21 protein-coding genes are annotated in these 23,039 nt (G+C 70.5%); 14 read left to right on the plus strand and 7 right to left on the minus strand.

The window, feature by feature from the left end; translation table 11 throughout:
* The first annotated feature begins 85 nt into the window (after positions 1 to 85).
* The 3 genes from ACIQCY_RS02105 to ACIQCY_RS02115 all read left to right on the plus strand — a co-directional run bounded on the left by ACIQCY_RS02105 (position 86) and on the right by ACIQCY_RS02115 (position 3,779).
* The gene (locus ACIQCY_RS02105; RefSeq protein ID WP_400482228.1) at positions 86 to 1,090 is read left to right on the plus strand and encodes an ABC transporter permease; all 1,005 of its coding nucleotides are present in this window, start codon (positions 86 to 88) and stop codon (positions 1,088 to 1,090) included.
* Positions 1,087 to 2,028, plus strand: coding sequence for an ABC transporter permease (locus tag ACIQCY_RS02110; protein ID WP_400482229.1), 942 nt, complete (start codon positions 1,087 to 1,089; stop codon positions 2,026 to 2,028). Before ACIQCY_RS02105 ends, ACIQCY_RS02110 begins: the two co-directional genes overlap by 4 nt.
* A gap of 278 nt (positions 2,029 to 2,306) precedes the next feature.
* Positions 2,307 to 3,779, plus strand: a complete 1,473-nt coding sequence (locus ACIQCY_RS02115) for a reverse transcriptase family protein (protein WP_400482230.1) — start codon at positions 2,307 to 2,309, stop codon at positions 3,777 to 3,779.
* A 3-nt stretch (positions 3,780 to 3,782) separates the two neighbouring features.
* Here ACIQCY_RS02115 and ACIQCY_RS02120 read toward each other — a convergent pair whose 3' ends face one another.
* From ACIQCY_RS02120 to ACIQCY_RS02135, 4 genes are all read right to left on the minus strand, one after another.
* Complete coding sequence (locus tag ACIQCY_RS02120) at positions 3,783 to 5,666, minus strand: dipeptide ABC transporter ATP-binding protein (protein ID WP_400482231.1); 1,884 nt, start codon at positions 5,664 to 5,666, stop codon at positions 3,783 to 3,785.
* 55 nt (positions 5,667 to 5,721) lie between these two features.
* Positions 5,722 to 6,207: a type II 3-dehydroquinate dehydratase gene (aroQ, locus tag ACIQCY_RS02125; RefSeq protein ID WP_400482232.1), complete on the minus strand. Its 486-nt coding sequence runs from the start codon at positions 6,205 to 6,207 to the stop codon at positions 5,722 to 5,724.
* Between the two features lie 7 nt (positions 6,208 to 6,214).
* A complete protein-coding gene (locus tag ACIQCY_RS02130) occupies positions 6,215 to 7,540 on the minus strand; it encodes an MFS transporter (RefSeq protein WP_400482233.1) in 1,326 nt (441 codons plus the stop codon).
* Positions 7,541 to 7,692: 152 nt separating this feature from the next.
* The gene (locus ACIQCY_RS02135; protein WP_400482234.1) at positions 7,693 to 8,277 is read right to left on the minus strand and encodes a TetR/AcrR family transcriptional regulator; all 585 of its coding nucleotides are present in this window, start codon (positions 8,275 to 8,277) and stop codon (positions 7,693 to 7,695) included.
* A gap of 104 nt (positions 8,278 to 8,381) precedes the next feature.
* Here ACIQCY_RS02135 and ACIQCY_RS02140 point away from each other — a divergent pair, with 104 nt between their 5' ends.
* A complete protein-coding gene (locus ACIQCY_RS02140; protein WP_400482235.1) occupies positions 8,382 to 8,804 on the plus strand; it encodes an organic hydroperoxide resistance protein in 423 nt (140 codons plus the stop codon).
* A gap of 78 nt (positions 8,805 to 8,882) precedes the next feature.
* Here the strand turns inward: ACIQCY_RS02140 and acs are convergent, their stop codons facing one another.
* Positions 8,883 to 10,841, minus strand: coding sequence for an acetate--CoA ligase (gene acs, locus ACIQCY_RS02145; RefSeq protein WP_400482236.1), 1,959 nt, complete (start codon positions 10,839 to 10,841; stop codon positions 8,883 to 8,885).
* Between the two features lie 284 nt (positions 10,842 to 11,125).
* On the opposite strand from acs, the gene ACIQCY_RS02150 reads away from it, so the two are divergent.
* The 3 genes from ACIQCY_RS02150 (at position 11,126) to ACIQCY_RS02160 (ending at position 14,122) form a co-directional block, all read left to right on the plus strand.
* The gene (locus ACIQCY_RS02150; protein ID WP_400482237.1) at positions 11,126 to 12,436 is read left to right on the plus strand and encodes a hypothetical protein; all 1,311 of its coding nucleotides are present in this window, start codon (positions 11,126 to 11,128) and stop codon (positions 12,434 to 12,436) included.
* A 63-nt stretch (positions 12,437 to 12,499) separates the two neighbouring features.
* Positions 12,500 to 13,303, plus strand: coding sequence for an endonuclease III (gene nth / locus ACIQCY_RS02155; RefSeq protein ID WP_400482238.1), 804 nt, complete (start codon positions 12,500 to 12,502; stop codon positions 13,301 to 13,303).
* Positions 13,304 to 13,435: 132 nt separating this feature from the next.
* Entirely contained in the window at positions 13,436 to 14,122 is a 687-nt protein-coding gene (locus tag ACIQCY_RS02160) for an NUDIX hydrolase (RefSeq protein WP_400482239.1), read from the plus strand.
* On the opposite strand, the gene ACIQCY_RS02165 is transcribed toward ACIQCY_RS02160, so the two are convergent.
* Both ACIQCY_RS02165 and ACIQCY_RS02170 read right to left on the minus strand, forming a co-directional pair.
* A complete protein-coding gene (locus ACIQCY_RS02165) occupies positions 14,034 to 15,524 on the minus strand; it encodes a hypothetical protein (RefSeq protein ID WP_400482240.1) in 1,491 nt (496 codons plus the stop codon). The two genes, ACIQCY_RS02160 and ACIQCY_RS02165, sit on opposite strands and share 89 nt — an antisense overlap.
* A 104-nt stretch (positions 15,525 to 15,628) precedes the next feature.
* Positions 15,629 to 17,323 (minus strand): bifunctional 3'-5' exonuclease/DNA polymerase, encoded by a 1,695-nt coding sequence (locus ACIQCY_RS02170; RefSeq protein WP_400482241.1) that lies wholly within the window; start codon positions 17,321 to 17,323, stop codon positions 15,629 to 15,631.
* Between the two features lie 105 nt (positions 17,324 to 17,428).
* Between ACIQCY_RS02170 and ssd the strand changes: the two genes are divergently transcribed.
* The 7 genes from ssd to ACIQCY_RS02205 all read left to right on the plus strand — a co-directional run bounded on the left by ssd (position 17,429) and on the right by ACIQCY_RS02205 (position 22,879).
* Complete coding sequence (gene ssd, locus ACIQCY_RS02175; RefSeq protein ID WP_400482242.1) at positions 17,429 to 18,499, plus strand: septum site-determining protein Ssd; 1,071 nt, start codon at positions 17,429 to 17,431, stop codon at positions 18,497 to 18,499.
* A gap of 134 nt (positions 18,500 to 18,633) precedes the next feature.
* Complete coding sequence (locus ACIQCY_RS02180; protein ID WP_400482243.1) at positions 18,634 to 19,803, plus strand: TadA family conjugal transfer-associated ATPase; 1,170 nt, start codon at positions 18,634 to 18,636, stop codon at positions 19,801 to 19,803.
* An 11-nt stretch (positions 19,804 to 19,814) separates the two neighbouring features.
* Positions 19,815 to 20,630: a type II secretion system F family protein gene (locus ACIQCY_RS02185; protein WP_400482244.1), complete on the plus strand. Its 816-nt coding sequence runs from the start codon at positions 19,815 to 19,817 to the stop codon at positions 20,628 to 20,630.
* A complete protein-coding gene (locus ACIQCY_RS02190) occupies positions 20,630 to 21,235 on the plus strand; it encodes a type II secretion system F family protein (RefSeq protein ID WP_400482245.1) in 606 nt (201 codons plus the stop codon). The genes ACIQCY_RS02185 and ACIQCY_RS02190 overlap by 1 nt, the downstream gene beginning before the upstream one ends.
* A gap of 228 nt (positions 21,236 to 21,463) precedes the next feature.
* Positions 21,464 to 22,027, plus strand: a complete 564-nt coding sequence (locus ACIQCY_RS02195; protein WP_400482246.1) for a DUF4244 domain-containing protein — start codon at positions 21,464 to 21,466, stop codon at positions 22,025 to 22,027.
* Positions 22,027 to 22,500, plus strand: coding sequence for a TadE family type IV pilus minor pilin (locus tag ACIQCY_RS02200; protein WP_400482247.1), 474 nt, complete (start codon positions 22,027 to 22,029; stop codon positions 22,498 to 22,500). The genes ACIQCY_RS02195 and ACIQCY_RS02200 overlap by 1 nt, the downstream gene beginning before the upstream one ends.
* Positions 22,493 to 22,879 carry an Rv3654c family TadE-like protein gene (locus ACIQCY_RS02205; protein WP_400482248.1) on the plus strand — a complete coding sequence of 129 codons (387 nt, stop codon included), beginning with the start codon at positions 22,493 to 22,495 and terminating at the stop codon, positions 22,877 to 22,879. Before ACIQCY_RS02200 ends, ACIQCY_RS02205 begins: the two co-directional genes overlap by 8 nt.
* Positions 22,880 to 23,039 lie beyond the last annotated feature (160 nt).

Raw genomic sequence — 23,039 nt, forward strand, 5'->3', positions numbered from 1 at the left:
GGAGCCGGTCCCGATCCCGGGACCGGCTCCATCCTGCTGTACTACCCCTGTCCGGCTGAAGCCGGTCAACCCGGAAGGATCCCGAGTGTTACGCGTCATCGGTAAGCGGCTAGCGCTGCTCATCCCCACCCTGTTCGGCCTGTCCGTCCTGCTGTTCCTCTGGGTGCGCAGCCTCCCCGGCGGCCCGGCCACCGCCCTGCTGGGCGAGAAGGCCACGCCCGAGGCGATCGCCCGGGTCAACGAGCTGTACGGCTTCGACCGCCCCCTCATCACCCAGTACCTGACCTACATGGGCAGGCTGCTGCAGGGCGATTTCGGCGTCTCGATCAACACCGGCCGGCCCGTGCTGGAGGAGTTCGCCACCCGTTTCCCCGCGACGCTCGAACTCACCGTCGTGGCCCTCATCTTCGCCATCGGCGTCGGCGTCCCGCTCGGCTACCTCGCCGCGCGCCACTACGGGCGTTTCCTCGACCACAGTTCCGTGGTGCTGAGCCTCATCGGCATCACCGTGCCGGTCTTCTTCCTGGCCTTCATCCTCAAGTACCTGTTCGCCATCCAGTGGTCCCTCCTGCCGCCCGACGGCCGGCAGAGCCCCCGCATGGATGCCACCCACTACACGCAGTTCTACGTGCTCGACGGGCTGCTGACGGGCGAGTACGACGCCGCCTGGGACGCGTTCCTGCACCTCATCCTCCCGGGCCTGGCCCTCGGCACCATCCCGCTCGCGATCATCGTCCGCATCACGCGCGCCTCGGTCCTCGAGGTGCAGAACGCCGATTATGTCCGCACGGCCCGCGCGAAGGGCCTCATGGAGCGCACCATCCGCGGCAGCTTCATCCTGCGGAACGCCATGCTTCCCGTCGTCACGACGATCGGCCTGCAGCTGGGCCTGCTGATCTCGGGAGCGGTGCTGACCGAGACGGTGTTCGCCTTCAACGGCATCGGCCGGTTCCTGCGCGACGCGATCTTCGGGCTCGACTACCCCGTGCTCCAGGGCTTCATCATCTTCATCGCGATCCTGTACGCCCTGATCAACCTGATCGTGGACCTGTCCTACTCCGTCATCGACCCGAGGGTGCGTGTGCAATGAGTACCATCCTGCCTCCCGCCGCCGACGGCTCCGCGGCACCCACCGATCCCGCGATCGACACCGGGCGCGGCACCGGCCTCTGGAAGGACGCCTTCCTCCGCCTGCGGAAGAACCCGCAGGCGATCGTGGGTGCCGTCATCATCGGCCTCTTCCTGCTGGTGGCGATCCTCGCCCCGATCCTCGCCCCGCACGGAGGTGACGACCTCCCCGGCAGGACCTTCATCACCCCCACCACCATTCCCGGACCCGGCGAGATCGAGGGCTTCCCGCTGGGTCTCGACCGCTTCGGCGGCGACGTCCTGAGCAAGCTGGTCTGGGGCGCCCAGGCGTCACTCCTGATCGGCGTCGTCTCGACGGCGCTCGGGCTCGCGGGCGGCATGCTGCTCGGGGTCCTCGCCGGCGGCCTCGGCGGCTGGGTGGACAACGTGATCATGCGCTTCGTGGACATCCTGCTCTCCGTCCCGAACCTGCTGCTCGCGGTCAGCATCGCCGCGGTGCTGGGCCAGAGCTCCTACGCGATCATGATCGCCATCGGTGTCTCCCAGATCCCGATCTTCGCGCGGCTCCTGCGCTCGTCGATGCTCTCGCAGCGTGGTGCGGACTACATCCTGGCGGCACAGACCCTCGGGCTCAGCCGCCGGACCATCACCATGAGCCACCTGCTGCCGAACAGCATGGGGCCCGTGATCGTGCAGGCGACGCTGACGCTGGCCACCGCCGTGATCGACGCCGCCGCGCTGTCCTTCCTCGGCCTCGGCGGCGGACTGCCGCAGGCCGCCGAATGGGGGCGCATGCTGACCTACGCGCAGGCCGAGCTCTCGGTCGCGCCGCAGCTCGCCTTCCTCCCGGGTGCCTGCATCGCGATCACCGCGCTCGGGTTCACCCTGCTGGGCGAGTCCCTGCGCGAGGCCCTCGACCCGAAGACCCGCAGGAAATAGCCCTACCGCACAGCTGGAAGCGGCCACCGACCTCGCGTCGGTGGCCGCTGTGGACCTTGGCTAGGGTGGCATCGACGGATCCCGGCCGAGGCGGAACACGTACGCAGTGCGCGTTCCTCTCCGGGGCAACCCCGGGGCACGCAGACCGACCAGCACATGGCGCCTCAGGCACCTGACTGCGCTTCGCGCAGCTAAGCGCCCGAACAGAAGGACAGGTCGGCCGGGATCCGTCGAACCGTCGCACGACAGTGCGGCGACGCCCGGGCCGAGGGGGAGCCATGGACGATCCGGAACGGACAGCGGGCGGCCGCGCGGACGGACCACCGCGTGCCCGTGGCACGCAGCTCCATACGCCGACGGCGGGGGCCAGGACGCTCGCCCGGAGGCCCGCGCCGGGCGGCCGGGGGCTCGCGCTCCTCCTCGCCGGTGCCTTCCTCGATGCTCACGCATGGCAGCGCGAGGACCTGATGCACGCCGGCGCGCTCGTCCTCGGTGCCCGACGGCGCTGGCTGGGTCCGCTCGTCCGTGCCGTCCTCTCCGGCTATCCGAGGCGGCCCGGTGGTGCACCGCGCGAACTCGCCCGCTGGATCATGGCGCAACCCGTCTTCACGGAAGCCGTGTCGAAGGCGGCGGCCAGGGGGACCGCGATCGTCCCGGCCGCCTACCTGGTCGGGGAGGAGATCACGTCCGACGAGCCCATCGAGGCGGCCGTCCCGGCGGGACCGGCCGGGATCGTCGGGCCTGCGCCTCCGCGGGACCTCGGCTGGCTTGCGCGGGAGCTGAGGCTGACGCCCGGCGAGCTCGACTGGTTCGCCGACACCCGGCACTGGAACGGGAGGGCGCACAACCCGGACCTCCAGCACTACCGCTACGAGTGGCGGCCGCGCCAGGGGCGGGTTCCGCGGCTGCTGGAGGTGCCGGGGATCCGTCTCCGCACGGTGCAGCGCCGGGCGCTCGATCGCCTCCTGGCGCCGATTCCCCTGCACGCGGCGGCGCACGGCTTCGTGCCCGGGCGGAGCGCGGTCACCGGCGCCTCCACCCACACCGGCTCCGAGGTCGTGATCTCGCTCGACCTCACCGCGTTCTTCGCCCACGTCACCCCGGGCCGGATCTTCGGCGTCCTCCGGCAGGCAGGCTACCCGGAGGGGACCGCGCACGTCCTCACCGGTCTCTGCACGCATGCCGTGCCGGAACCGGTCCTGCGATCCATGCCCGGCGGCGGCGGCGAGGAGGAGCGCTTCGGCCTCGCCCACGCACTGAGGGCGGCGCACCTGCCGCAGGGTGCGCCGTCGTCGCCCGCGCTGGCCAACCTCGCGGTGCGCAGGCTCGACTCGCGGTTGGCGGGCTGGGCGCAGGCGGCGGGAGCGACCTACACGCGCTACGCCGACGATCTCGCGTTCAGCGGGCCGGCGACGCTCGCGAGGCGGGCCGATGCGTTCATCAGCGGGGTGGAGCGCATCGTCGAGGCGGAGGGGCACGCCGTGAACCGGCGCAAGACGCGCGTGCGGGGTGCGTCGGTGCGGCAGTCCGTCACCGGCGTCGTCGTGAACGCGCATCCGAACGTGGCCCGGACGGAGTACGACGCCCTCAAGGCGCTGCTGCACAACTGCGTGGTGCACGGTCCCGAGTCGCAGCGGCGCGGCCGGCGCGATCTCCGGACGCACCTCGCCGGACGCATCGCATGGGTCTCAGCGCTCAACCCGGAGCGCGGCCGAAAGCTCCGGAAAGCCTTCGACCGCATCGTCTGGTGACGGTCAGGACGCCAGTTCCTCGCCGATGTTGAGCTCGTTGCCGGGGATCGAGGCGAGCAGCTTCCGGGTGTAGGGGTGGCGGGGGTTCTGGAAGACCTCCTCCGAGCTGGCGGCCTCGACCAGTTCGCCGTCCTTCATCACGCACACGTAGTCCGAGATGAGGCGCACCACCGCGAGGTCGTGCGAGATGAACAGGTAGCTCAGGCCGAGTTCGGACTGGAGGTCGCCGAGGAGTTTCAGGATCTGCGCCTGCACGAGGACGTCGAGGGCGGAGACCGGCTCGTCGCACACGATCAGTTCGGGCTGCAGTGCGAGGGCCCGCGCGATCGCGACGCGCTGCCGCTGGCCTCCGGAGAGTTCCGCCGGGTACCGCCGGAGCGCGTTCTGCGGGAGGGAGACCTGGTCCATCAGTTCGCGGACCCGCGCCGAGCGTTCCTTCCTGGATCCGCGCTTGTAGGCGTTGAGGGGCTCCTCCACGATGCGCTCGATCGTGAACATCGGGTTCAGCGAGGAGTAGGGGTCCTGGAAGATCGGCTGCACACGCTGGCGGAAGTCGTTGAGCTGCGCCTTGTCGAGCGTGGCCACGTCCATGCCGTCGAACGTCATGGTGCCCGACGTCGGTTCGATCAGTTTCAGCAGCATCCGCGCCGTGGTGGTCTTGCCGGACCCCGATTCGCCGACGATCGCCACCGTCTGCCCGCGGGGGACGTCGAGCGTGACGTTCTTCGCGGCGTAGAAGTCCTCCTTGCTGCCGCGGCGCTTGTAGATCTTCGTGAGGTCCCGGATCTCCACGATGTTCCGGGGAGCTGCAGGGGCCGCAGGAGTCGCGGCGCCGGCGGGCGCCGCAGGGCGGTCGGACGACGACGTCGCTGCGTGGGCTCCCGCGGTTCCGCGGGGTGCGCCTGCCGATACGCCGTCGCCGGTCGGTGCGGGCGCGTCGGTCGGTACGGGGCCGTCGTGCCCGGCTTCGTGCTCCGCGAAGACCGCTTCGGCGAGTTTCAGCCGCGTCGCGGCGTCCGCGGTGAAGGCTCCGGGACGCAGGCGCACCGCGGCGACGCTGGGAGCCGCACGGACGAGCGACTGCGTGTAGGGGTGCTGCGGATCGTTGAGCAGCTGCTCGGCCGGTCCGGTCTCGACGACGCGTCCGCGGTGCATGACGACGAGCTGCGAGGCGCGTTCGGCGGCGAGTCCGAGGTCGTGCGTGATGAGGAGCACGGACGTGCCGAGCTGGTCGGTCATCGTCTCGATCTGATCGAGGATGGTGCGCTGCACCGTGACGTCGAGGGCCGAGGTGGGCTCGTCGGCGATGAGGAGCCGCGGCTGGCAGGCGAGGCCGATCGCGATCAGGGCTCGCTGGCGCATGCCGCCCGAGAACTCGTGCGGGTACTGCTTGGCGCGCTCGCCGGCGTCGGGCAGGCCGGCCGCCGTCAGCACCTCGATGACGCGCTGCTTGACGTTCTTCTTGGTGGCCATGCCGTGCACGAGGAGGGTCTCGGCGACCTGTGTCCCGATCTTCGTGACCGGGTTCAGGTTGGACATCGGGTCCTGCGGGACGAGGCCGATCGCCCTGCCGCGGATGGAGCGCATCTTCGACTCCGGCAGGCTCACGAGGTCCTGGCCCTCGAACAGGATGCTCCCGGAGGTCACGCGGCCGTTGCCGGGCAGCAGCCCGATGCAGGCCATCGCCGTCGTCGATTTGCCGGAGCCCGATTCGCCCACGATCGCAAGGGCACTGCCGCGCTTGAGCGTGAAGCTCGCGTCCTCGACCGCATGGACGTCCCCGTGGGTCGTGCGGAAACTCACGGCGAGGTTCCTCACCTCGAGCAGGGGTGTGTCGAGGTTCTCTGGCTGGTCGGTCGCGCTTCCGGCGGGAGTGATGTCCGTCATAGCACCATCGTGCCCTATCAGCAGTGACTTCACCGCCTGACCGGCGGCGGTCGGCCTAACTTTTCGGGAACGATGCGGGGCCGGCTCCCGCTGCCGCCAGGCGGGCGGCGAGGTGGTCCACGGCGAGCCGGTAGCCGTCGATGCCCGCGCCCACGATCACGGCGTCGGCCACCCCGGAGATGTAGGAGTGGTGCCGGAAGGACTCACGCCGGTGCACATTGCTGATGTGCACCTCGACGACAGGCAGGCCGACGCCGGCGAGGGCGTCGCGGATGGCGATCGAGGTGTGGGTGAAGGCTCCGGCGTTGATGACGATCCCGTCCGAGGTCCCCCGCGCCGCATGGATGGCATCGATGATCGCGCCCTCGTGGTTGGACTGCATCGCCGTCGTGGTGCAGCCCCGTTCCTGCGCGGCGTCCGCGGCGAGGCGCACGGCGTCGTCGAGCGTCGCCGTGCCGTACACGTCCGGTTCCCTGCTCCCGAGCAGGTTCAGGTTCGGTCCGTTGATCACGAGGATGCTGGGGGTGCGCGCGGGGTCCATGCCCCAACTATGCCGCACGCGTACCCGCGGGGACCGGACGTGCGGCCTGCGCGCGCAGCCGGACGGCGCCGATCGCGCCCGCCACCGTCACGAGGCTCATGACGGCGAGCACGACGCCGGGGTGCCACCACGCGCCGCCGGTCGCGATGCCGAACCGCTGGGTGATCGAGGGTGCGAAGCCTGCCACGATCGCCGCGATGCTGTAGGCGAAGGACAGCGCGGTGAACGCCGTCGCGGGCTTGAAGATGTCCGCCATCAGTCCGCCGAGGGCCGCCCAGCTGGCCGTCGGGAGGATGCCGCCGAGGAGGATGGCCGCGATGTACATCGGTTCGGTGGCGATGCTGATGACCCAGTACAGGGGGAAGGCGATGAGTGCCGTCCCGAGGGCGCCGCCGGCGACCACCTTCGCCGATCCGATGCGCATCGCGAGGTAGCCGAAGGCGGGGATGGTTCCGAGTTGCAGGATGGACCCCACGAGGGCCGCGTTCAGCACGGTCGCCTGGGAGAGCCCGAGGGTCTCGGTGCCGTAGGCCTGCGTGTAGGTGACCATCAGGAAGTAGGATCCGATGCCCAGCACCGCCGAGGCGATCGCGACCACGATCGCGACCGGCTGGGATTTCAGGACCTCGAGGAAGGGGACGCGGGGGAGTGCGTGCGTCCGGTTCGTCTCCTTGAAGACCGGCGTCTCGTCGATGGCGAGGCGCAGGTAGATCGCGACGGCGAGGAACGGGAAGGCGAGGAGGAACGGGATGCGCCAGCCCCAGGTCGTCATGACGTCGGGGGCGACGACCGCGAGGATCAGGAAGATGGCCGAGATCAGCATGGTGCCCACGGGCGAGCCGAGCTGCGGGATCGAGGCGTACAGCGCGCGCTTGCGCGGTTCGGCGTGCTCGGTGGCGATGAGGATGGACCCGCCCCACTCGCCGCCCAGCGAGAGGCCCTGGAGCAGGCGCAGCACGGTCAGGATGATCGGGGCCCAGACGCCGATGGTGCTGTAGTCGGGCAGCAGGCCCACCGTGCCTGTGGCGAGGCCCATGAGCGTGATGGTCCAGATCAGGGTGCGCTTGCGGCCGATCCTGTCGCCGAGGTGCCCGAACAGGATGGCGCCGAGGGGGCGGGCGACGAAGCCCATCGCGAAGACCAGGAAGGCCGAGAGCGTCCCAGCGAGCGGATCCTGCTCGGTGAAGAACACGGTATTGAAGACGAGTGCGGCGGCAGTGCCGAACACGTAGAAGTCATAGGATTCGAGGGCTGTTCCGACGAAGGAGGCTCCGGCGACGCGACGGGCCATGCGCGGATTCGATACGGGGGGCTGCTGCACGGTTGAGGACACGCTGAAATCATCCTCCGCCCCAGGGGTGCGGGCCATCTTTCAGGACGAACGTCACACCGGTCGGCGCGCGCGGGCGAGCCTCGGATCCGGTGGCGCTCTTCACCCGCCGGCGGGCCGGACGGGCTCCCCGGAGGAGGCGAACCGATGTGCCCTCAGGCCGGAAGCGGAGCGCGGACGTGGGCGGAGATGATGGCGCGCCCCGCGGTGACGAGGGAATCCGTCACGGAGGCAGGATCGCCCATGAAGCCGTGCACCATGGCGCCGTCCCGCAGCATGATCAGCTGGTCCGCGACGACGTGGGGCCGGTCCGCACCGAGATCCGTCAGCAGATCCGCGACGACGGCGTGCAACCACGCCCGGTAACGGTCCACGGCGTCCCGGACGAGGCTGCCGTCCGCGGGGTACTCGGCGGCGGCATTGATGAACGTGCACCCACGGAAGCCCGGACGGCAGGCCGCGTTCCCGTTGGCGGCGGCCAGCCGGCGCAGGACGGCGCAGGCGTCCCGGCCGGCGGCCCGCTCCCGCTCGACGGCGGCCTGCAGTTGCCCGAGCTGGTCATCGAGGTAGGCGACCACGAGATGGTCCTTGGACCGGAAGTGGCGGTAGAACGTGACCTTGGTGGTCCCGGCGTCGGAAATGACCTTGTCCGCACTGACGGAGCGGATGCTGTCGGCGTCGAACAGCCGAGTGGCGGACGCGAGGATGCGGTCGCGGACGGGCGGCTGGGCGTTCATCATGCTCCATTGTGCGGGAGGAAGGGATTTGGGCCGGAGTGGAGTTACTAGTTAGTCTACCGGAGGAGCGGATGTCACCAGGGCTCCCACGACGGAAGGATCGACACATGAGTGCTCTCTACACGGCAGTGGCCACTGCGACCGGGGACGGCCGCAACGGCAAGGCCCACACCGATGACGGACAGCTCGTCGTCGACCTCGCCGTGCCCAAGGAGATGGGCGGTGCCGGGGGTGCGACCAACCCCGAGCAGCTCTTCGCCCTCGGCTACGCGGCCTGCTTCCACAGCGCGCTCAAGCTCGTCGCGAGCCGCAGCAAGGCCCGGATCAGCGACACGGCCGTCACCGCGGAGGTCAGCATCAACCCCGCCGACGGCGGAGCGTTCCAGCTCGCCGTCGCCCTGCACGCCGAGATCGGCGGAGTGGACCAGGGGACGGCCGACGCGCTCGTCGAGCAGGCGCACCAGGTGTGCCCCTACTCGAACGCCACACGCGGCAACATCGAGGTCACCGTCGACGCCACCATCGGCTGATCACCCCTGACCTGACAGGACAGGCCCCCGCGGATGCAGGGGCCTGTCCTGTCTCTGTCCTGTCTCGCCCCGTATGGGCTACTTCCGCAGCGAGACCGCGATCTGCTGCATGATCGTCGGATCGGACAGCGTGGTGGCGTCTCCGACCTCACGGCCTTCCGCGACGTCCTTGAGCAGGCGGCGCATGATCTTCCCGCTGCGGGTCTTCGGCAGCTCGGGCACCACCAGGATGTTGCGCGGCTTGGCGATCGGGCCGATCTCCTTGCCCACGTGGTTGCGCAGAGTGGTGACGATGTCGTCGTCGTCCTTCGCCGAGCCGCGCAGGATGACGAACGCGACCACCGCCTCGCCCGTCGTCTCGTCGCTCGCCCCGACCACGGCCGCCTCCGCCACCGAGGGGTGGCTCACCAGGGCGGACTCGATCTCGGTGGTCGACAGGCGGTGGCCGGAGATGTTCATGACGTCGTCGACCCTCCCGAGGAGCCAGATGTCGCCGTCGCTGTCCTTCTTGGCGCCGTCCCCGGCGAAGTACATGGCGTCGAAGCGGGACCAGTAGGTGTCCTTGAACCGCTGGGCATCACCCCAGATGCCACGCAGCATCGCGGGCCACGGCTCTCGGATGACCAGGTAGCCCCCCGAGCCGTTCGGAACGGACTCGCCCATCTCGTCGACGACGTCGACGGCGATCCCGGGTACCGCAACCTGGGCCGAGCCGGGCTTGGTCGCCGTGACGCCGGGCATCGGCGCGATCATGTGCGCACCCGTCTCCGTCTGCCACCAGGTGTCCACGATCGGTGCCTTGCCGCCGCCGATGACCTCCCGGTACCACATCCACGCCTCGGGGTTGATGGGTTCCCCGACCGAGCCGAGCACGCGGATGGACGAGAGGTCGTACTTCTTGGGGATGTCCCGGCCCCACTTCATGAAGGTGCGGATGGCCGTCGGGGCGGTGTACAGGATGGAGACCTTGTACTTCTCGATCAGTTCCCACCACCGGCCCTGGTGCGGGGTGTCCGGCGTCCCCTCGTACATGAGTTGGGTGGCGCCGTTCACGAGTGGCGCATAGGTGACGTAACTGTGGCCGGTGACCCACCCGATGTCCGCCGTGCACCAGAAGACGTCGGTCTCGGGTCGCAGGTCGAAGGTGTTCCTGTGGGTGAACGCGGTCTGCGTGAGATACCCGCCGGTGGTGTGCAGGATGCCCTTGGGCTTCCCGGTGGTCCCGGAGGTGTAGAGGATGAACAGCGGGTGCTCGGAGTCATGCGCCACGGCCGTGTGCTCGGCCGGCGCTCCGTCGACGACGTCGTGCCACCACACGTCGCGTCCCTCGGTCCATTCGACCGGCTCGTTGTTGCGACGGACCACGACGACGTTCGTGACGGTGTGGCCTTCCCTCTGGAGTGCGCCGTCGACGGCCGGCTTCAGGGGACTCGGCTTGCCCCGGCGGTAGGTGCCGTCGGAGGTGACCACGAGCTTGGCCTCGGCGTCATCGATGCGGCTGCGCAGGGCGTCTGCCGAGAAACCGCCGAAGACCACGGAGTGCACGGCGCCGATCCGGGCGCAGGCGAGCATGGTGATGACCGCCTCGGGGATCATCGGGAGGTAGACCGCCACGCGATCGCCCTTCCGTACACCGAGCGACTCGAACGCGTTCGCCGCCTTCTTGACCTCCTCGGTCAGCTCCGCGTACGTGATGGTGCGGGTGTCTCCGGGCTCGCCCTCGAAGTGGATGGCCACGCGGTCGCCGAGCCCGGCCTCGACATGCCGGTCCAGTGCGTTGTACGCGGCGTTCACGGTCCCCCCGACGAACCACTTCGCCACGGGTGCATCGCCCCAGTCGAGTGTCTCGGTGAAGTCCTGGTCCCAGGTCAGGAGTTCCCGGGCCTGCTTCGCCCAGAACTCGGTGCCCAGCTCGCGTGCCTCGTCGTAGAGGGATGGCTGCGCAACCGCCTTCGCGGCGAAGTCCTCGCTGGGCGGGAAGCGGCGTTCCTCGTGCAGCAGGTTCTCGAAAGCATCGCCTTGCCGTTCGGCGCTCATGTTCTACCCCTTTGTGACGTGTTCGGTGACGGACGGGACGCTGTGGGTGGTGCGACGGTTCGCCGCACCACCACGTGCTCTAGGGGAACACTATCGAGTTCTCCCGGCCGGTGTGTGCCCGGCGTCACAGGACCTAGCCGAGATGCCGGGATTGTGCGATGAGCGGCTCCCGCCCCGCACCTCATCGGTGGAGATGGGGCGGACCGGTGGCTAGGGTGGAAGGAGGTAACCGACGCCGGTGATCGATATCCTCCGGCGATCAGCGCTACGAACGGGAGTAAGAGATGACCGAAGCATCCGAGGGGCAGCGCAGCACCGTCGTCGAACAGGGGACGGCCCGGCCGGAGTCAGCCGGGGAGGCCGGCGCATCAGCCGTCGGCACGCCGGACCGTCCGGGGAAGGCCACGCCGTCCGGTCCTGCGACGCAGTCCTCGGTGCCCGGGCCCTCGGGCCCGAGCGAGGCTGTGCTGGGACCATTCACCCTGCGGGAGCTCGTCTTCGGCGGGGGTGTCGCGCTCGTGTTCATCGGCACGCTGCTTCCCTTCATCGATGGCGTGGTGCGCTATGCCAACTTCTGGAACACGGCCCCCCTCTTCTTCATCGGGATCGGGATCCTGCTGCCCGTGATCGCGCTGGCGCTCCTTGCGGGGCGCCGGCTCGGCAGCTCCGGCCTCCGCGTGGGTTCCCTGTCCGTGGACCAGTTCGCGTCGGTGTCCGCGGTCCTGGCTGCGACCTTCTTCTTCCTGCAGACCGTCACCGCGTTCCACGCCGGTCCGCTGCTGGCATTGATCGGGTCCCTGGGCATGGTGGCGGCAACCGTTGCCGGGCCGTTCCTCCCCGTCCTCAAGAACGATTTCTCGGACCGGCCGGAGGTGCCGGCGCGCGTCGCCGCACGGCCGATCACTGCTGCGCGACCGCGACCTGCCAAGCCCGCGAAGCCCGCGAAGGAGGCCAAGGAGGCCAAGCCCGCCAAGGAAGCCAAGCCCGCGGCACCGGTGATCCGGTCGTCGAGGCCGGTGACGAGCGGCCCGGTCGACGCTTCCGACGCAGGCCAGCCCGACTCCGGCGGCGTGAACCCTGCCGCGGCGGCGGTCCTCCAGAACGGCGCAGGCCTGTACGGTGCAGGCGGCGCGGGAGCGGTGGGAGCAGGCGCCGCAGCGTCCGGCCAGTCCGGCCTGGAGCGCGGAGCGTCCCAGGAGACCGCGCCGAACGACGAGGCGTCGGCGGCCCATGGCTCCGAGGCGGGTGCCCATGCCGTCGACGAGACGCGGGTGAACGAGGTGGTCCGGGACGATTCCCCGCGGACCCATGCTGCAGCGGACACCTCTCCGGAGGAGCGTGGCCGCCAGGAACCCATCACCGCCACGCGGTCCGCGGAGGAGGAGCCTGTCCTCGAGGCGTTCTGGTTCGCGGTCGGATCGCCGCGGCGCGTCTTCGACGAGCAAACCGGCCGGGAGGTCTTCACGCTGCAGCCTGGTGACTGGGAAGTGGGCATCGAGGACCGCGGCAACGAGTTCCTGGTGCAGGACAAGCGCACAGGTGCGGTCGGCATCCTGCGGGACCTGCGCAACATCGAGCGCGCCCCCAGCGACTGATTCCTGACCCCTGCCACCGCCGACCAGGAGTTCACGAAGTACCGTCCGACAGGAGAGACGCGAGTGGCAGGCAGGAAAGCGAAGATCGAGGAGGAGTCGCCGGTCGCCCTGAAGCGACGGGCACGGAGGATCGACAGGATCCTCGGTGACACCTACCCGTACGCGGTGGCCGAACTGGACTTCCGGAACGCGTTCGAACTCCTGGTGGCGACGGTGCTCTCCGCGCAGACCACCGACGTGAGGGTCAACCTCACCACTCCGGCACTGTTCGAGCGCTACCCCGACGCCCGGGCGCTGTCCGAAGCCGAGGAACTCGAGGTGCAGGAACTGATCCGGCCTACCGGCTTCTACCGTGCGAAGGCAAACAGCATCCTCGCGCTCTCCCGGCGGCTGGTCGACGAGTTCGACGGTGAGGTGCCGGCCCGCCTCGAGGACCTCGTGACGCTTCCGGGCGTAGGGCGCAAGACGGCCAACGTCGTCCTGGGCAACGCCTTCGGTGTCCCGGGTATCACCGTGGACACCCATTTCGGTCGGCTGTCCCGCCGGTTCCGCTGGACAGCCTCGGAGGACCCGGTGAAGGTCGAGCTCGATGTCGCCGCCCTTTTCGAGCGCAAGGACTGGACGATGCTCTCGCACCGCGTCGTCTTCCATGGCCGCCGCATCTGCCATGCCAAGAAGCCCGCGTGCGGCGTGTGCCCGATTGCTGCCCTGTGTCCGTCCTACGGGGAGGGCGAGACGGATCCGATGAAGGCTGCGAAGCTGCTCAAGTATGAGCTCGCGCCCGGCCGGGAGGAACTCCTCGAGCTGATGAGGGCGGGCCGTACCCGAGCAGAGCTCCGCGAGGCCGGGTACGGTCTGGGTGCCTAGCTGCGCGAGGCCGGGTAGGGTCTGGGTGCCGCCCGTGCCGCCCGTGCCGCCCGTGCCGCCCGTGCCGCCCGTGCCGCCCGTGCCGCCCGTGGAGCCGAGTGCATCGGCTCGGTGCGTCCGGCAGGAACTCGGATGACGGCCCTCGACGAAGTGGCGGGCTGGGTGCGGAAGATGCAGGCGCCGCACGCGGTGCTGCTCCGGCCCGAGGGCTGGCAGTTCGCCACGCTGGATCCCGAGAAGAGCCGCAGGGCAGCTGTTCTCATCCTCTTCGGCGCCCGGGATGTGCATCACGCCGATCCTGCCCCGGGAAGCACGGATCCGGACGACCTGGACATCCTGTTCGTCATGCGGGCGAGTACCCTCTCCAACCATCCCGGCCAAGTGGCCTTCCCCGGCGGTGCCATCGACGACGAAGACGAGGACGAAGCCGCGGCCGCCCTCCGCGAGGCCCGAGAGGAGACCGGGCTGGACCCCGAGGGGATCAGGATCCTGGGGACACTGCCGGAGGTCGGGCTCCCGGTGAGCAGCTTCATCGTCACGCCCGTCGTCGGATGGTGGGTCGAGCAGTCCCCGGTCCACGCCGTGGACACGGCGGAGTCCGAACTGGTCTTCCGGTGCCCGGTCAGTACGCTGCTCGACTCGTCACGCCGGCGGACCGCCGTCGTGCGCCGCGACGGGTTCATCAGCCGCACCCCCGCGTTCCTGACACCCGACGCCGTGATCTGGGGTTTCACGGCGATGCTGCTGGATGCGGCGTTCGACGGGCTCGGCTGGACGAAGCCGTGGGACCGCTCGCGGGAGATACCTGCACCGCTGTGAGACGACCCGGTCCTGCAGATCGCGGCGACGGACCCTCGATCCTGCCGGGAGCGTACCGGTCCCTGAGCGCTGCAGGGAGGGCCACGAGTTCGGCGACCGTCTCGACACGATCCTTGTTCCTGAGCACGGACTCCGCCGCCGGGATGATCGGCGAGGCGCGGGTATGGCGCAGCAGGGCGAGAACCTGCTCGGACCCGCCGCCCGGTACCGCCTTCGGGAACATGCCGCGGCGTACCTGGATCGCCAGGTGTTCTCGGGCCAGGGCAGCCGGGCTGGACAGGGCGACGGAGACCGCCTTGGAATCGATGATGCGGAGGCCCGACGCGCCGACGGGCCGGATGAGGCGCACCGCCGGCGCGAGGCTGCACAGCCTGCCCGGGGAGATCATCGCCCCCGATGCCGCGTCGAGGGCGTGCCGGACGCCGGGTACCGCCGATCGGAGGACGGTCGGTGTCCTTGCCAGTGCCTGCAGCCCAGCCCTCAGCCGTGCCGCCCCCGGCATCCTCAGGGACACGACCGGGACGGACCGTGCGAGCAGGCCGAGGCGTGCGAGTACCTGGTGGACGCGCGCCACCATCTGCGCCGTGCGTGCTGCACCGATCAGCGCCGTGATGGCTGCCGACCCTCCGAGCGTGACGAAGCTCAGCGCGGTTCCGGCGGCGGCCAGGGCAGCGCATTCGAGGGCGAAGGACCGCGTTTCGTCGATCAGCTCCTGGTGCGCCGACTCGACGGCGTCGGCGAGTGACGTGCACCCCATGGCGATGTCCCTCGACGCCTGCGCGATCAGGCGGGCGGAATCCTCGATCGCGGCGCTCCGGTCACGGAAGAGGGTGAGGTCTTCGGCCAGCAGGCCGTCGAGGGCGCCGCGCGCCTGGCTGGAAGGCCCGGTGACGCTCGCCTCGATGTCATGCGTGAGCGCGGTCCAGGCGGTGGCCGCCGCTCGGAGCAGCTCGGGGTCGCCGGCGGGCCAGACCACTCCCGCGATGCCGGCGACGATGTCCCAGCAGGGTGGGGGCCAGCCGGGATTCCCGTCGCTTGCACAGGGGACACACGGAGGGGCGACCTCGGGAAGACCCGCCCGGATCAGAGGCGCCATCAGTGCGGTTGCGCCCATCGATGCGACGTGCTCGGCGGTGATGTAGTTGCCGGCGGCCACGATCAGGGCGCGCGAGGTATCGGAGGACGCCAGCGCGATGTCCTGGCACGCGGCGAGTACCTCGCGGGCCGCAGGGTCGTAGCCGGCCGCCCATTCGACGCCCAGTGCATCCCACCCCGCCATCCCTGCCGTGCGCGAGAGTGCGGAGCCCGCCGCTGCGACTGCATCGGCGATCATGCGCCCGGAAGCGGCAGCCAGCCCCGCTGCTTCCCCATAACGGCCGGTATCGATCCTCAGGACGCCCACGCATTCCGCCTTCCCCATCCGTGCTGCAACCGTACGGGGGCATCACCTCCTGCGGATCGTGGACCAGGCGTATGTGGACAAGTACGGCAGCAGCACCGCCCGGATCATTTCGCGTCCGCGTAGGACGAGACCGTGACCGTGGTGATGGAGAACTCGATGGGGATGTCTCCGAAGATCAGGCGTGTCGCCGCTCTCGCCGCGTCGTCGAGGATGGCAGCGGCCTCGCCGGCCTGCCGTTCCGGCACATGCAGGACCACTTCGTCGTGCAGGAAGAAGGTGATGCGGCTTCGCGGCTGCTGGATGGTGCTCGTGGACAGTCGCCGCCGGATTTCCGCGAGCCAGCACAGCGCCCACTCCGCCGCGGATGCCTGGACCACGAAATTCCGCGTGAAGCGCCCTCGCGCCCTCGCGGCACCATCGGCCCGGCGCTGTTCCTCCGCCGTCGTCGTCCGCTGCCGCGCACGCCACTCATCCGAAGCGGGCGGGCACCCGCGGCCGAGGTAGCTCGAGACGCCCTCACCCGACTCCCCGGCCCGGGCCGCCGCCTCCACGACGCCGATCGCGTGCGGATAGGCGCGCGTCAGTTGCGGCATCAGCCTGCCGGACTCGCCGCTGGTCGCTCCGTACATGGCACCGAGCATCGCGAGCTTGGCCTTCGACCGGTCGCCACCGAAGCCCTGGTCGGCGATGCCCTGATAGAGGTCCCTGCCCCGGGCGGCGGCCGCGAGCGCCGAATCCTGGCCGAGGGCCGCCAGGACCCTGGGTTCGAGCTGCGCGGCATCGGCGACGATGAACACATGGCCCTCGTCGGGCCTCACGGCGTCGCGCACCTGCCGTGGAATCTGCAGGGCGCCGCCGCCTCGGGACGCCCAGCGGCCGGAGACGACACCGCCCACCACGTATTCGGGCCGGAAGCGGCCGTCATGCACCCATGCGTCGAGCCAGTTCCACCCGTTGGCCGTCAGGAGGCGCGAGCGTTTCTTGTAGTCGAGGAGAGGCCCGATCGCGGGGTGCTGCTGCCGTTCGAGTTCCCAGGAGCGCGTCGTCCTGACCTCGACCCCGGCCCGGTGGAGTGCACGCAGGACCTCCTGCGGCGAGTCGGGGTTCAGGGTGGGATTCGCCAGCGCGGCGCGCAGCTCGCCCGCGAGCCGCTCCAGCTCCGCCGGCCGGGCTCCCTCCGGCGGTCGTGGTCCGAGGCTCCGTTCGAGCAGTTCCTCGTGGATGTCCCTGCGCCAAGGCAGCCCCCAGTGCTCCATCTCGGAGGCGATGAGCGAGCCCGCGGACTCGGCGGCGACGAGGAGGTTGAGCCGTGCCGGTTCCGCAGCGTGCGCGATGGCGTGCACCTGGTGCCCGAACTGTTCAACGACCTCGTCCAGGAAGGGTCCCGTCGGGTCCTGCGGTTCGTCGAACAGCGAGTGCTGGTTCGGAGCCGGCGGGGGTGGCAGCAGGAGCCGGGGCGGATCGGTCCCGTCGTCGGTCGGGGCTGCAGCCCTCAGGGAATCGATGTAGGTAGAAGGCCGGCAGGACTTCGAATAGGCGAGGATGCTGCGGGTCAGCGTCAGGTCCCAGCAGCGGTCGACGTCGACCCCCGCGGACAGCAGGTCGGGATACCAGAGCCTGGTGCTGTTCCACACCCAGCGGGGGCGCCCGGCTTCCGCGCGGGCGACAGCGGCCGCGAACCCGTCCCGGTCGACCCGCGTCGCTCCACCGATCCGGCCACCATGGGCGTCGAGGTGCTGGAGCGCTACCTCCCCACGGTTCCCGCGACCCGACGGCAGGGGCGCCACGGCGATGTACATGGTCACATTGTCCGCGGCGGCGGTGTCATTCCTTCAATCGGTCGCATTATCCACATAGCGCTGATGCAGACGCCGGACCGCGTACTGCCCCGCAATGCTCGGACCATGACGCAGCAGACGTGGACCCCGAACGCTCGAGGCCGGCCGGTCGTCGTCGTGGGTGGTTCGCAGTTCGTCAAGGACCAGGTGGCGAGGTCCTGCGCGGCCGCCGGGATCAGTCCGGTGTTCGCCCGGAGCTTCGCCGAAGCGCCGTCCCTGGACCCGGCGGTCCTGATCGTGGGCCACGAACAGGTGGCGGGCGGAATGCCGGGCCGGAAGGACGTCATCGTCGTCGGAGCGGCCGACGACGAATCGAGGGCCTGGGGAGCCGCGGCCGGGCTCCCGTCGTCGCGTGTCGTCATCCTGCCCCAGGGCGCAGGATGGCTTGCCGAACACCTCGGCCGGCGCCTCAACCCGGCTTCCTCCGGCTCGGTCGTCGGCTTCCTCGGAGCGGCGGGGGGATGCGGCGTCAGCACACTCGCCTTTTGGTGCGCACGGCACGCGGCACAGCACGGGGGCCCTGCCCTCCTGGTGGACGGCCATCCGACGGCGGGTGGCCTCGATCTCGCCCTCGGTCTCGAAGAACGTCCTGGGGTGAGATGGCATGACCTCCGGGAGACCAGGGGGACACTGAGCGCCGAGCGGCTGGCGTCCGCACTGCCCGCCGAGGGTCGGCTCGCGGTCCTGTCCCATACCGCGCGACCCGACAGGGCCGGTGCCGTGCTCGGTGAGGGCATGGCATCGGCCGACGTCGTGCTGGACGCCGCGCGAGGGGCCTTCGACACGACCTTCGTCGATCTCGGCAGCGGTGCTGCCGTTCCGTCGCTTGTGGCGGCATGCGACCGCCTCGTCCTCCTCGTCCCGTCGCGACCGCGTAGTGCTGCAGCGGTCCCAGCGGTCCTCTCGGCGTACGGGCCCCTGCCCGTGACGGTCGTCCTGCGTGGTCCCGTCCTCGACGGACTGGACCCCTGGTTCGTCGCGGACCTGCTGGGTCGGGCGGGCCCCCTGCCCTACCTTCCCTTCGTCCGAGGAGCGTCAACCGCAGAAGCCGGTGGCGGCATGCTGGGATTCTCCCTGTCCAGGCGGGTACGCAAGGTCGTCGCATCCCTCGTGGCGGATGCAGTGCGACCGCGATGAGCGAGCGGGAGACCTCCGGCCCGCCGACCCGGCGGCAGCTGCGCACGTCCGCGAGGCGTGGTCCTGACCCCTCGGCGCAGGGCGACTGGATGCCGGCCAGTGCGGCACCACCCGGCGACACGGACGCTTCATCCATGGTCGATGTCGTGCGCAGGGCCGTCCTCACCGGCAGCGTCCTGCCAACCGGTGCCGCCTTCGCGGATGCCGTCGGATCGAGCGGCAGGCTGCTCGGGTCCGAGGGCACCCTGTCAGCCCTCGACCGCGTGCGTGCCGAGCTCAGGGGACTGGGGCCCCTGGAGCACCTCCTCGCGGATGAATCGATCACGGACATCCTCGTCAACGGACCCGACGAGGTCTGGGTCGACGGGACCGCCGGGCTCCAGCGCGTCGGTCGGGTATTCCCCGGTGATGAGGAGGTGCGTTCGCTCGCCGTCCGCCTCGTCGCCGCCGGGGGCCGACGCCTCGACGATGGGTGCCCAGCCGTCGACGTCCGCCTCGAAGGGCTCCGGGTCCACGCGGTCCTTCCTCCCATCTCGACGGCGGGAACGCTCCTCTCCATCAGGGTCAGGCGCACGCGCGTCTTCCCGCTCGCGGAACTCGTCGTCAGCGGGACAGTCGCGCCACTCATGGCCGAGGCCCTGACGCTGATGATGCAGCAGCGCCTGAACTTCCTCATCAGCGGTGCCACGGGCACGGGCAAGACCACGCTGCTCTCCACGCTGCTCGGGCTGGCCGGACCGCACGAGCGGGTCGTGCTGGTCGAGGACGCCGCGGAACTGAACCCCGCCCACCCCCACACGGTCGGCCTCCAGTCGCGACACGGCAACCTCGAAGGTGCCGGGGTGCTGGACCTCACCGAACTGGTGCGGCAGGCCCTGAGGATGAGGCCGGACCGGCTCGTCGTGGGCGAATGCCGGGGCGCGGAGGTGCGCGAACTGCTGACGGCGATGAATACGGGGCACGACGGCGGCGGAGGGACGATCCACGCGAACTCCGCAGACGCGGTACCGGCGCGGCTGGCCGCGCTCGCGGCGCTCGCGGGCCTGACACCGGGTGCGCTTGCCCTGCAGGCGGCGAGCGCCCTCGACGTCGTGGTGCACGTCGTACGGGATGCGAAGGGCCGGCGCGTGGAGAGTGTCGGGCTTCTGGAACTGGATCCGGTTCGGGGTCTTGTCGTCCGTCCCGTCCTCGTCGACTCCGGAACAGGATGCCGCCGTGCCGCCGGGTGGAACGAGTTCGCACGCCGGGTGGGAACTGCCGGCTCCGAGTGGGAACCGGAGCGCACGTCGGGGCCCTCCTCATGATCGGGATCGCCGTGGCTCTTCTGCTGGCGACCGCCTGCGCGATCCTCACGCTGCCCAGGCCGGCACGAGCAGGCGCCATGTCAGCCCTGGAGCACCCCGGTTCGCCCGGCGCGGCTCCGGCCCCTGCTGCCTTGGGGGGTCCACCTCGCCCCGGCAGCACAGGCTTCCGCCAGCCGGGACTCGCCCGGCTCTCCCGGAGGACCCGGCTCGGTGGGCGCCCTCGAATCGATCTCCACGAGCTGCCGCTCTTCGTCCATCAGATGGCCGGGCTCCTCCGGGCGGGACGGCCGCCGCAGACGCTCTGGACGGACATGGAACTCGTGTATGCCGACGGTCGGGGCGGATTCGCCGCCGTTGTTTCTCCTGTCATCGCGACTGCCCGGCGGGCTGCTGAACTCGGTCTGAGCGTTCCCGATGCCCTTCTTCACCCGCCGGGAGGCCACTCCGGGGATCGTGCCGAAGCACCGGGCAGTACGCACGTCGAACGGCTGTGGATCGATCTCGCCGGATGCCTGATGGTGGCGGAGCGCAGCGGTGCCCCCTTGGCGGAGATCCTCGAGCACTACGCCGCCCAGCTCGACGCCCAGCTCGACGGTCTCTCGGCCAGGGAGACAGCCCTGGCCGGACCGCGCGCCACGGTGGTGCTCCTCGCCTGGTTGCCGGCCGTCGGTCTTGTCCTCGGCTTCGCCCTCGGCATCAACCCGTTGGAGGTGCTGCTCGGGTCGCCGCTGGGCCGTGCAGCGCTCGGTACGGGAGCGCTCCTCATGACGGTGGCACGCGTATGGTCCCGCCGTCTGGTGCGGGTTGCCGAAGGCGGGGAGCCGTGATGGCAGGCGTGCTCGTGTCCCTTCTTCTGGCAACAGGGTCGGTGGTCCTTGCTGCGAGGTCGGGGCGCATCCGCCGGACAGCCGGTGCGGCCGGGGATGAGGTGCCGCGATCGGGTATCCGGGACGCGCCGCTCGTCCTCGACCTGATGGCGGCGATGTTGTCGGCCGGTTCGCCGGTCGAGACCGCCCTGTCCGTCGTTGCCCGATCCTGCGAACCCCGGATCGGAACCGTCCTGACCCGCGTCCACGCCGCCCGGCTTCTCGGGGCCTCCTGGACTGCGGCGTGGGAAGCGGGGTCTGTGGGCGTCGGTACGGTCGAGGTGAGCGGGAGGCTTGTCCGTGCGTCACCGGCCGCACGCCGTACCGGGCAGGTTCTCGCCGACATCCGGCAGGGGCTCCGGTTCGCCACCGCGACCGGCGCGCCATCGGCGTCCCTCCTGCATGCCCACGCCGCCCAGCTGCGGCGACGCCACAACCGCGAGGCCGAGCGGCAGGCCGCTGCGCTCGGCGTGCGGCTCGTCCTGCCGCTCGGTCTGTGCTCGCTGCCGGCGTTCATCTGCCTAGGAGTGGTCCCCGTGGTCCTGGGTCTCCTGCCGGCCTTCTAGCCCGACGGGCGACCGTCGGCCGCCGACCGCCGCAGGTGGGGTGCCCCCTTCCGAACCGTCCTGTGGTCGGAGGAGGGGAGGCATCGCACGATCGCGGACCGTGGAGCGGTTATCCACTTACCCCGATCCCTCGACCGCCGCATCGCCGCGAATCGCCAGAGTTGGTACTGCGGCGATCGCCGCTCACAGCACGTGGGGCCACGCCCCACGTCGATAGGAGGAGATGTCATGTCGGAGAGATTGCACCTGGCGGAGGCCGAAGGGTCGGCGTTCCGGACGTCCGCAGCACCCGCAGGCGAGGCGCGGTGCCTCGGCGGTGGGTACCTGGGACAGTTCGATCAGGAACGGGTCCGGCTCCGCGACGAGGGAGGACAGCCGGGAACGGGCCGGTCGGGCCCAGCACCACTGGGACATCCGCTCCGGGGGGACGCCGCCGTTCCTGCACTGCGAGCGGAACAGGGGCGCGTGACGGGGCCGAGGGACAGCGGAGGCGACCGTGACAGCGGAGGCGACCGTGACACCGGAGGTGACAGCGACAGTGCCGGCTCGGGCCGTGCCAGGAACCGGTCTGCGCGTCGTACCGCAGCTCGCCGTCAGCGATCCAATGAGCGGGCGATCCGCCATCGGCGGCAGTCGACCCCGGACCGCGAAGCAGGCATGGCGACCGCGGAATACGCGATCGCCACACTGGCGGCGGTCGGGTTCGCCGCACTGCTCGTCGCCGTACTGTCGAGTGGCGAGATCAAGGGTCTCCTGATGTCCCTCATCACCTCTGCGCTGAACTTCGGCTGATGAGCGCCGGCCAGGGCGGAACGAAGCACGAAGCCGAGCGGTCCTCGTCGTGTAGCTCGGGATACCGGCGTCTCACCGAGGGCGCGGACGCCCTGTCCCTGGTGCGCCGGACGGTGATGCGGCACACCGCTCATGCGGAGCTGGGTTCGGTCACCGCTGAAGTCGCCGTCGTGCTTCCCACCCTGGTCGTCCTGCTCGCCCTCCTGCTCGGGACGGCGCACGTCGGCGCGGTCCAGCTGCGGCTCGAGGAGGCTGCCCGGGCGGGTGCCCGCGAGGTGATGCGGGGCGAATCCCTGGCGTCCGTGGAGCAGACGGTACAGCGGCTGGCGGGAAGCACCGCCACGGCGCATGTGGCCTCCGGTGAGGGGTGGACGACGGTCGAGGTACGTGCGCGGGTGCACGGACCCGTGGTCGAGCTGATGGGTATCGTGCTCAGCGCGACGGCGTCGGGGCGGGAGGAACACGATGGGTGACCGCAGGTCGAGGGGGAGCGGACCGGTTCGCCTCGGCTCCGAGAGCGGCGCCGGGACGCTGCTGATGGCCGGTCTTGCACTGTTGGCGCTGCTGCTCGTCGCTTCGGCGGCCCTCCTGCTGCAGGCAGCGGCCGCAGCATCGAAAGCAGCAACCGCTGCTGATCTGGCGGCGTTGGCCGCCGCAGATACTGCCCGGGGGCTTTCACCGGGGGACCCCTGCTCGGCAGCGGGGACGGTCGCGGAGCGGCACGGTGCAGCGGTGCAGGCGTGCAGGATCGGGCAGACCGGCCCGGGGACGGCACTCGTGACGGTGTCGGTCGGCGTCCCCGGCCTGCTGCCGGACGCGCTCGGCACGGCACGAGCAGGTCCGCCGCCCTGACAGGGCGAGGGCGCATGGCCGCACTGTCAGGGCGGTTGCAGCGGGTGCAGCGGATGCGTGCTCGATGGGCGACGCGGCGGCCGGGTGGGCTGTTGCGGCGCGGGATCTGCCGGGACCCGGACGCGCCCGCCCGCCTGCCGAGTGGAGAGCCGGTGATCCG

The organism is Arthrobacter sp. NPDC092385, from assembly GCF_044755105.1.
GTDB lineage: Bacteria > Actinomycetota > Actinomycetes > Actinomycetales > Micrococcaceae > Arthrobacter_D.

What these genes read in the sequence shown, in the direction of transcription:
- ACIQCY_RS02110 (WP_400482229.1), top strand. Translation starts at nt 1,087, where the DNA reads ATGAGTACCATCCTGCCTCCCGCCGCCGACGGCTCCGCGGCACCCACC.
- ACIQCY_RS02115 (WP_400482230.1), top strand. Translation starts at nt 2,307, where the DNA reads ATGGACGATCCGGAACGGACAGCGGGCGGCCGCGCGGACGGACCACCG.
- ACIQCY_RS02120 (WP_400482231.1), bottom strand. Translation starts at nt 5,666, where the DNA reads ATGACGGACATCACTCCCGCCGGAAGCGCGACCGACCAGCCAGAGAAC.
- aroQ (WP_400482232.1), bottom strand. Translation starts at nt 6,207, where the DNA reads ATGGACCCCGCGCGCACCCCCAGCATCCTCGTGATCAACGGACCGAAC.
- ACIQCY_RS02135 (WP_400482234.1), bottom strand. Translation starts at nt 8,277, where the DNA reads ATGATGAACGCCCAGCCGCCCGTCCGCGACCGCATCCTCGCGTCCGCC.
- ACIQCY_RS02140 (WP_400482235.1), top strand. Translation starts at nt 8,382, where the DNA reads ATGAGTGCTCTCTACACGGCAGTGGCCACTGCGACCGGGGACGGCCGC.
- acs (WP_400482236.1), bottom strand. Translation starts at nt 10,841, where the DNA reads ATGAGCGCCGAACGGCAAGGCGATGCTTTCGAGAACCTGCTGCACGAG.
- ACIQCY_RS02150 (WP_400482237.1), top strand. Translation starts at nt 11,126, where the DNA reads ATGACCGAAGCATCCGAGGGGCAGCGCAGCACCGTCGTCGAACAGGGG.
- ACIQCY_RS02160 (WP_400482239.1), top strand. Translation starts at nt 13,436, where the DNA reads ATGACGGCCCTCGACGAAGTGGCGGGCTGGGTGCGGAAGATGCAGGCG.
- ACIQCY_RS02170 (WP_400482241.1), bottom strand. Translation starts at nt 17,323, where the DNA reads ATGTACATCGCCGTGGCGCCCCTGCCGTCGGGTCGCGGGAACCGTGGG.
- ssd (WP_400482242.1), top strand. Translation starts at nt 17,429, where the DNA reads ATGACGCAGCAGACGTGGACCCCGAACGCTCGAGGCCGGCCGGTCGTC.
- ACIQCY_RS02180 (WP_400482243.1), top strand. Translation starts at nt 18,634, where the DNA reads ATGGTCGATGTCGTGCGCAGGGCCGTCCTCACCGGCAGCGTCCTGCCA.
- ACIQCY_RS02190 (WP_400482245.1), top strand. Translation starts at nt 20,630, where the DNA reads ATGGCAGGCGTGCTCGTGTCCCTTCTTCTGGCAACAGGGTCGGTGGTC.
- ACIQCY_RS02195 (WP_400482246.1), top strand. Translation starts at nt 21,464, where the DNA reads ATGTCGGAGAGATTGCACCTGGCGGAGGCCGAAGGGTCGGCGTTCCGG.
- ACIQCY_RS02200 (WP_400482247.1), top strand. Translation starts at nt 22,027, where the DNA reads ATGAGCGCCGGCCAGGGCGGAACGAAGCACGAAGCCGAGCGGTCCTCG.
- ACIQCY_RS02205 (WP_400482248.1), top strand. Translation starts at nt 22,493, where the DNA reads ATGGGTGACCGCAGGTCGAGGGGGAGCGGACCGGTTCGCCTCGGCTCC.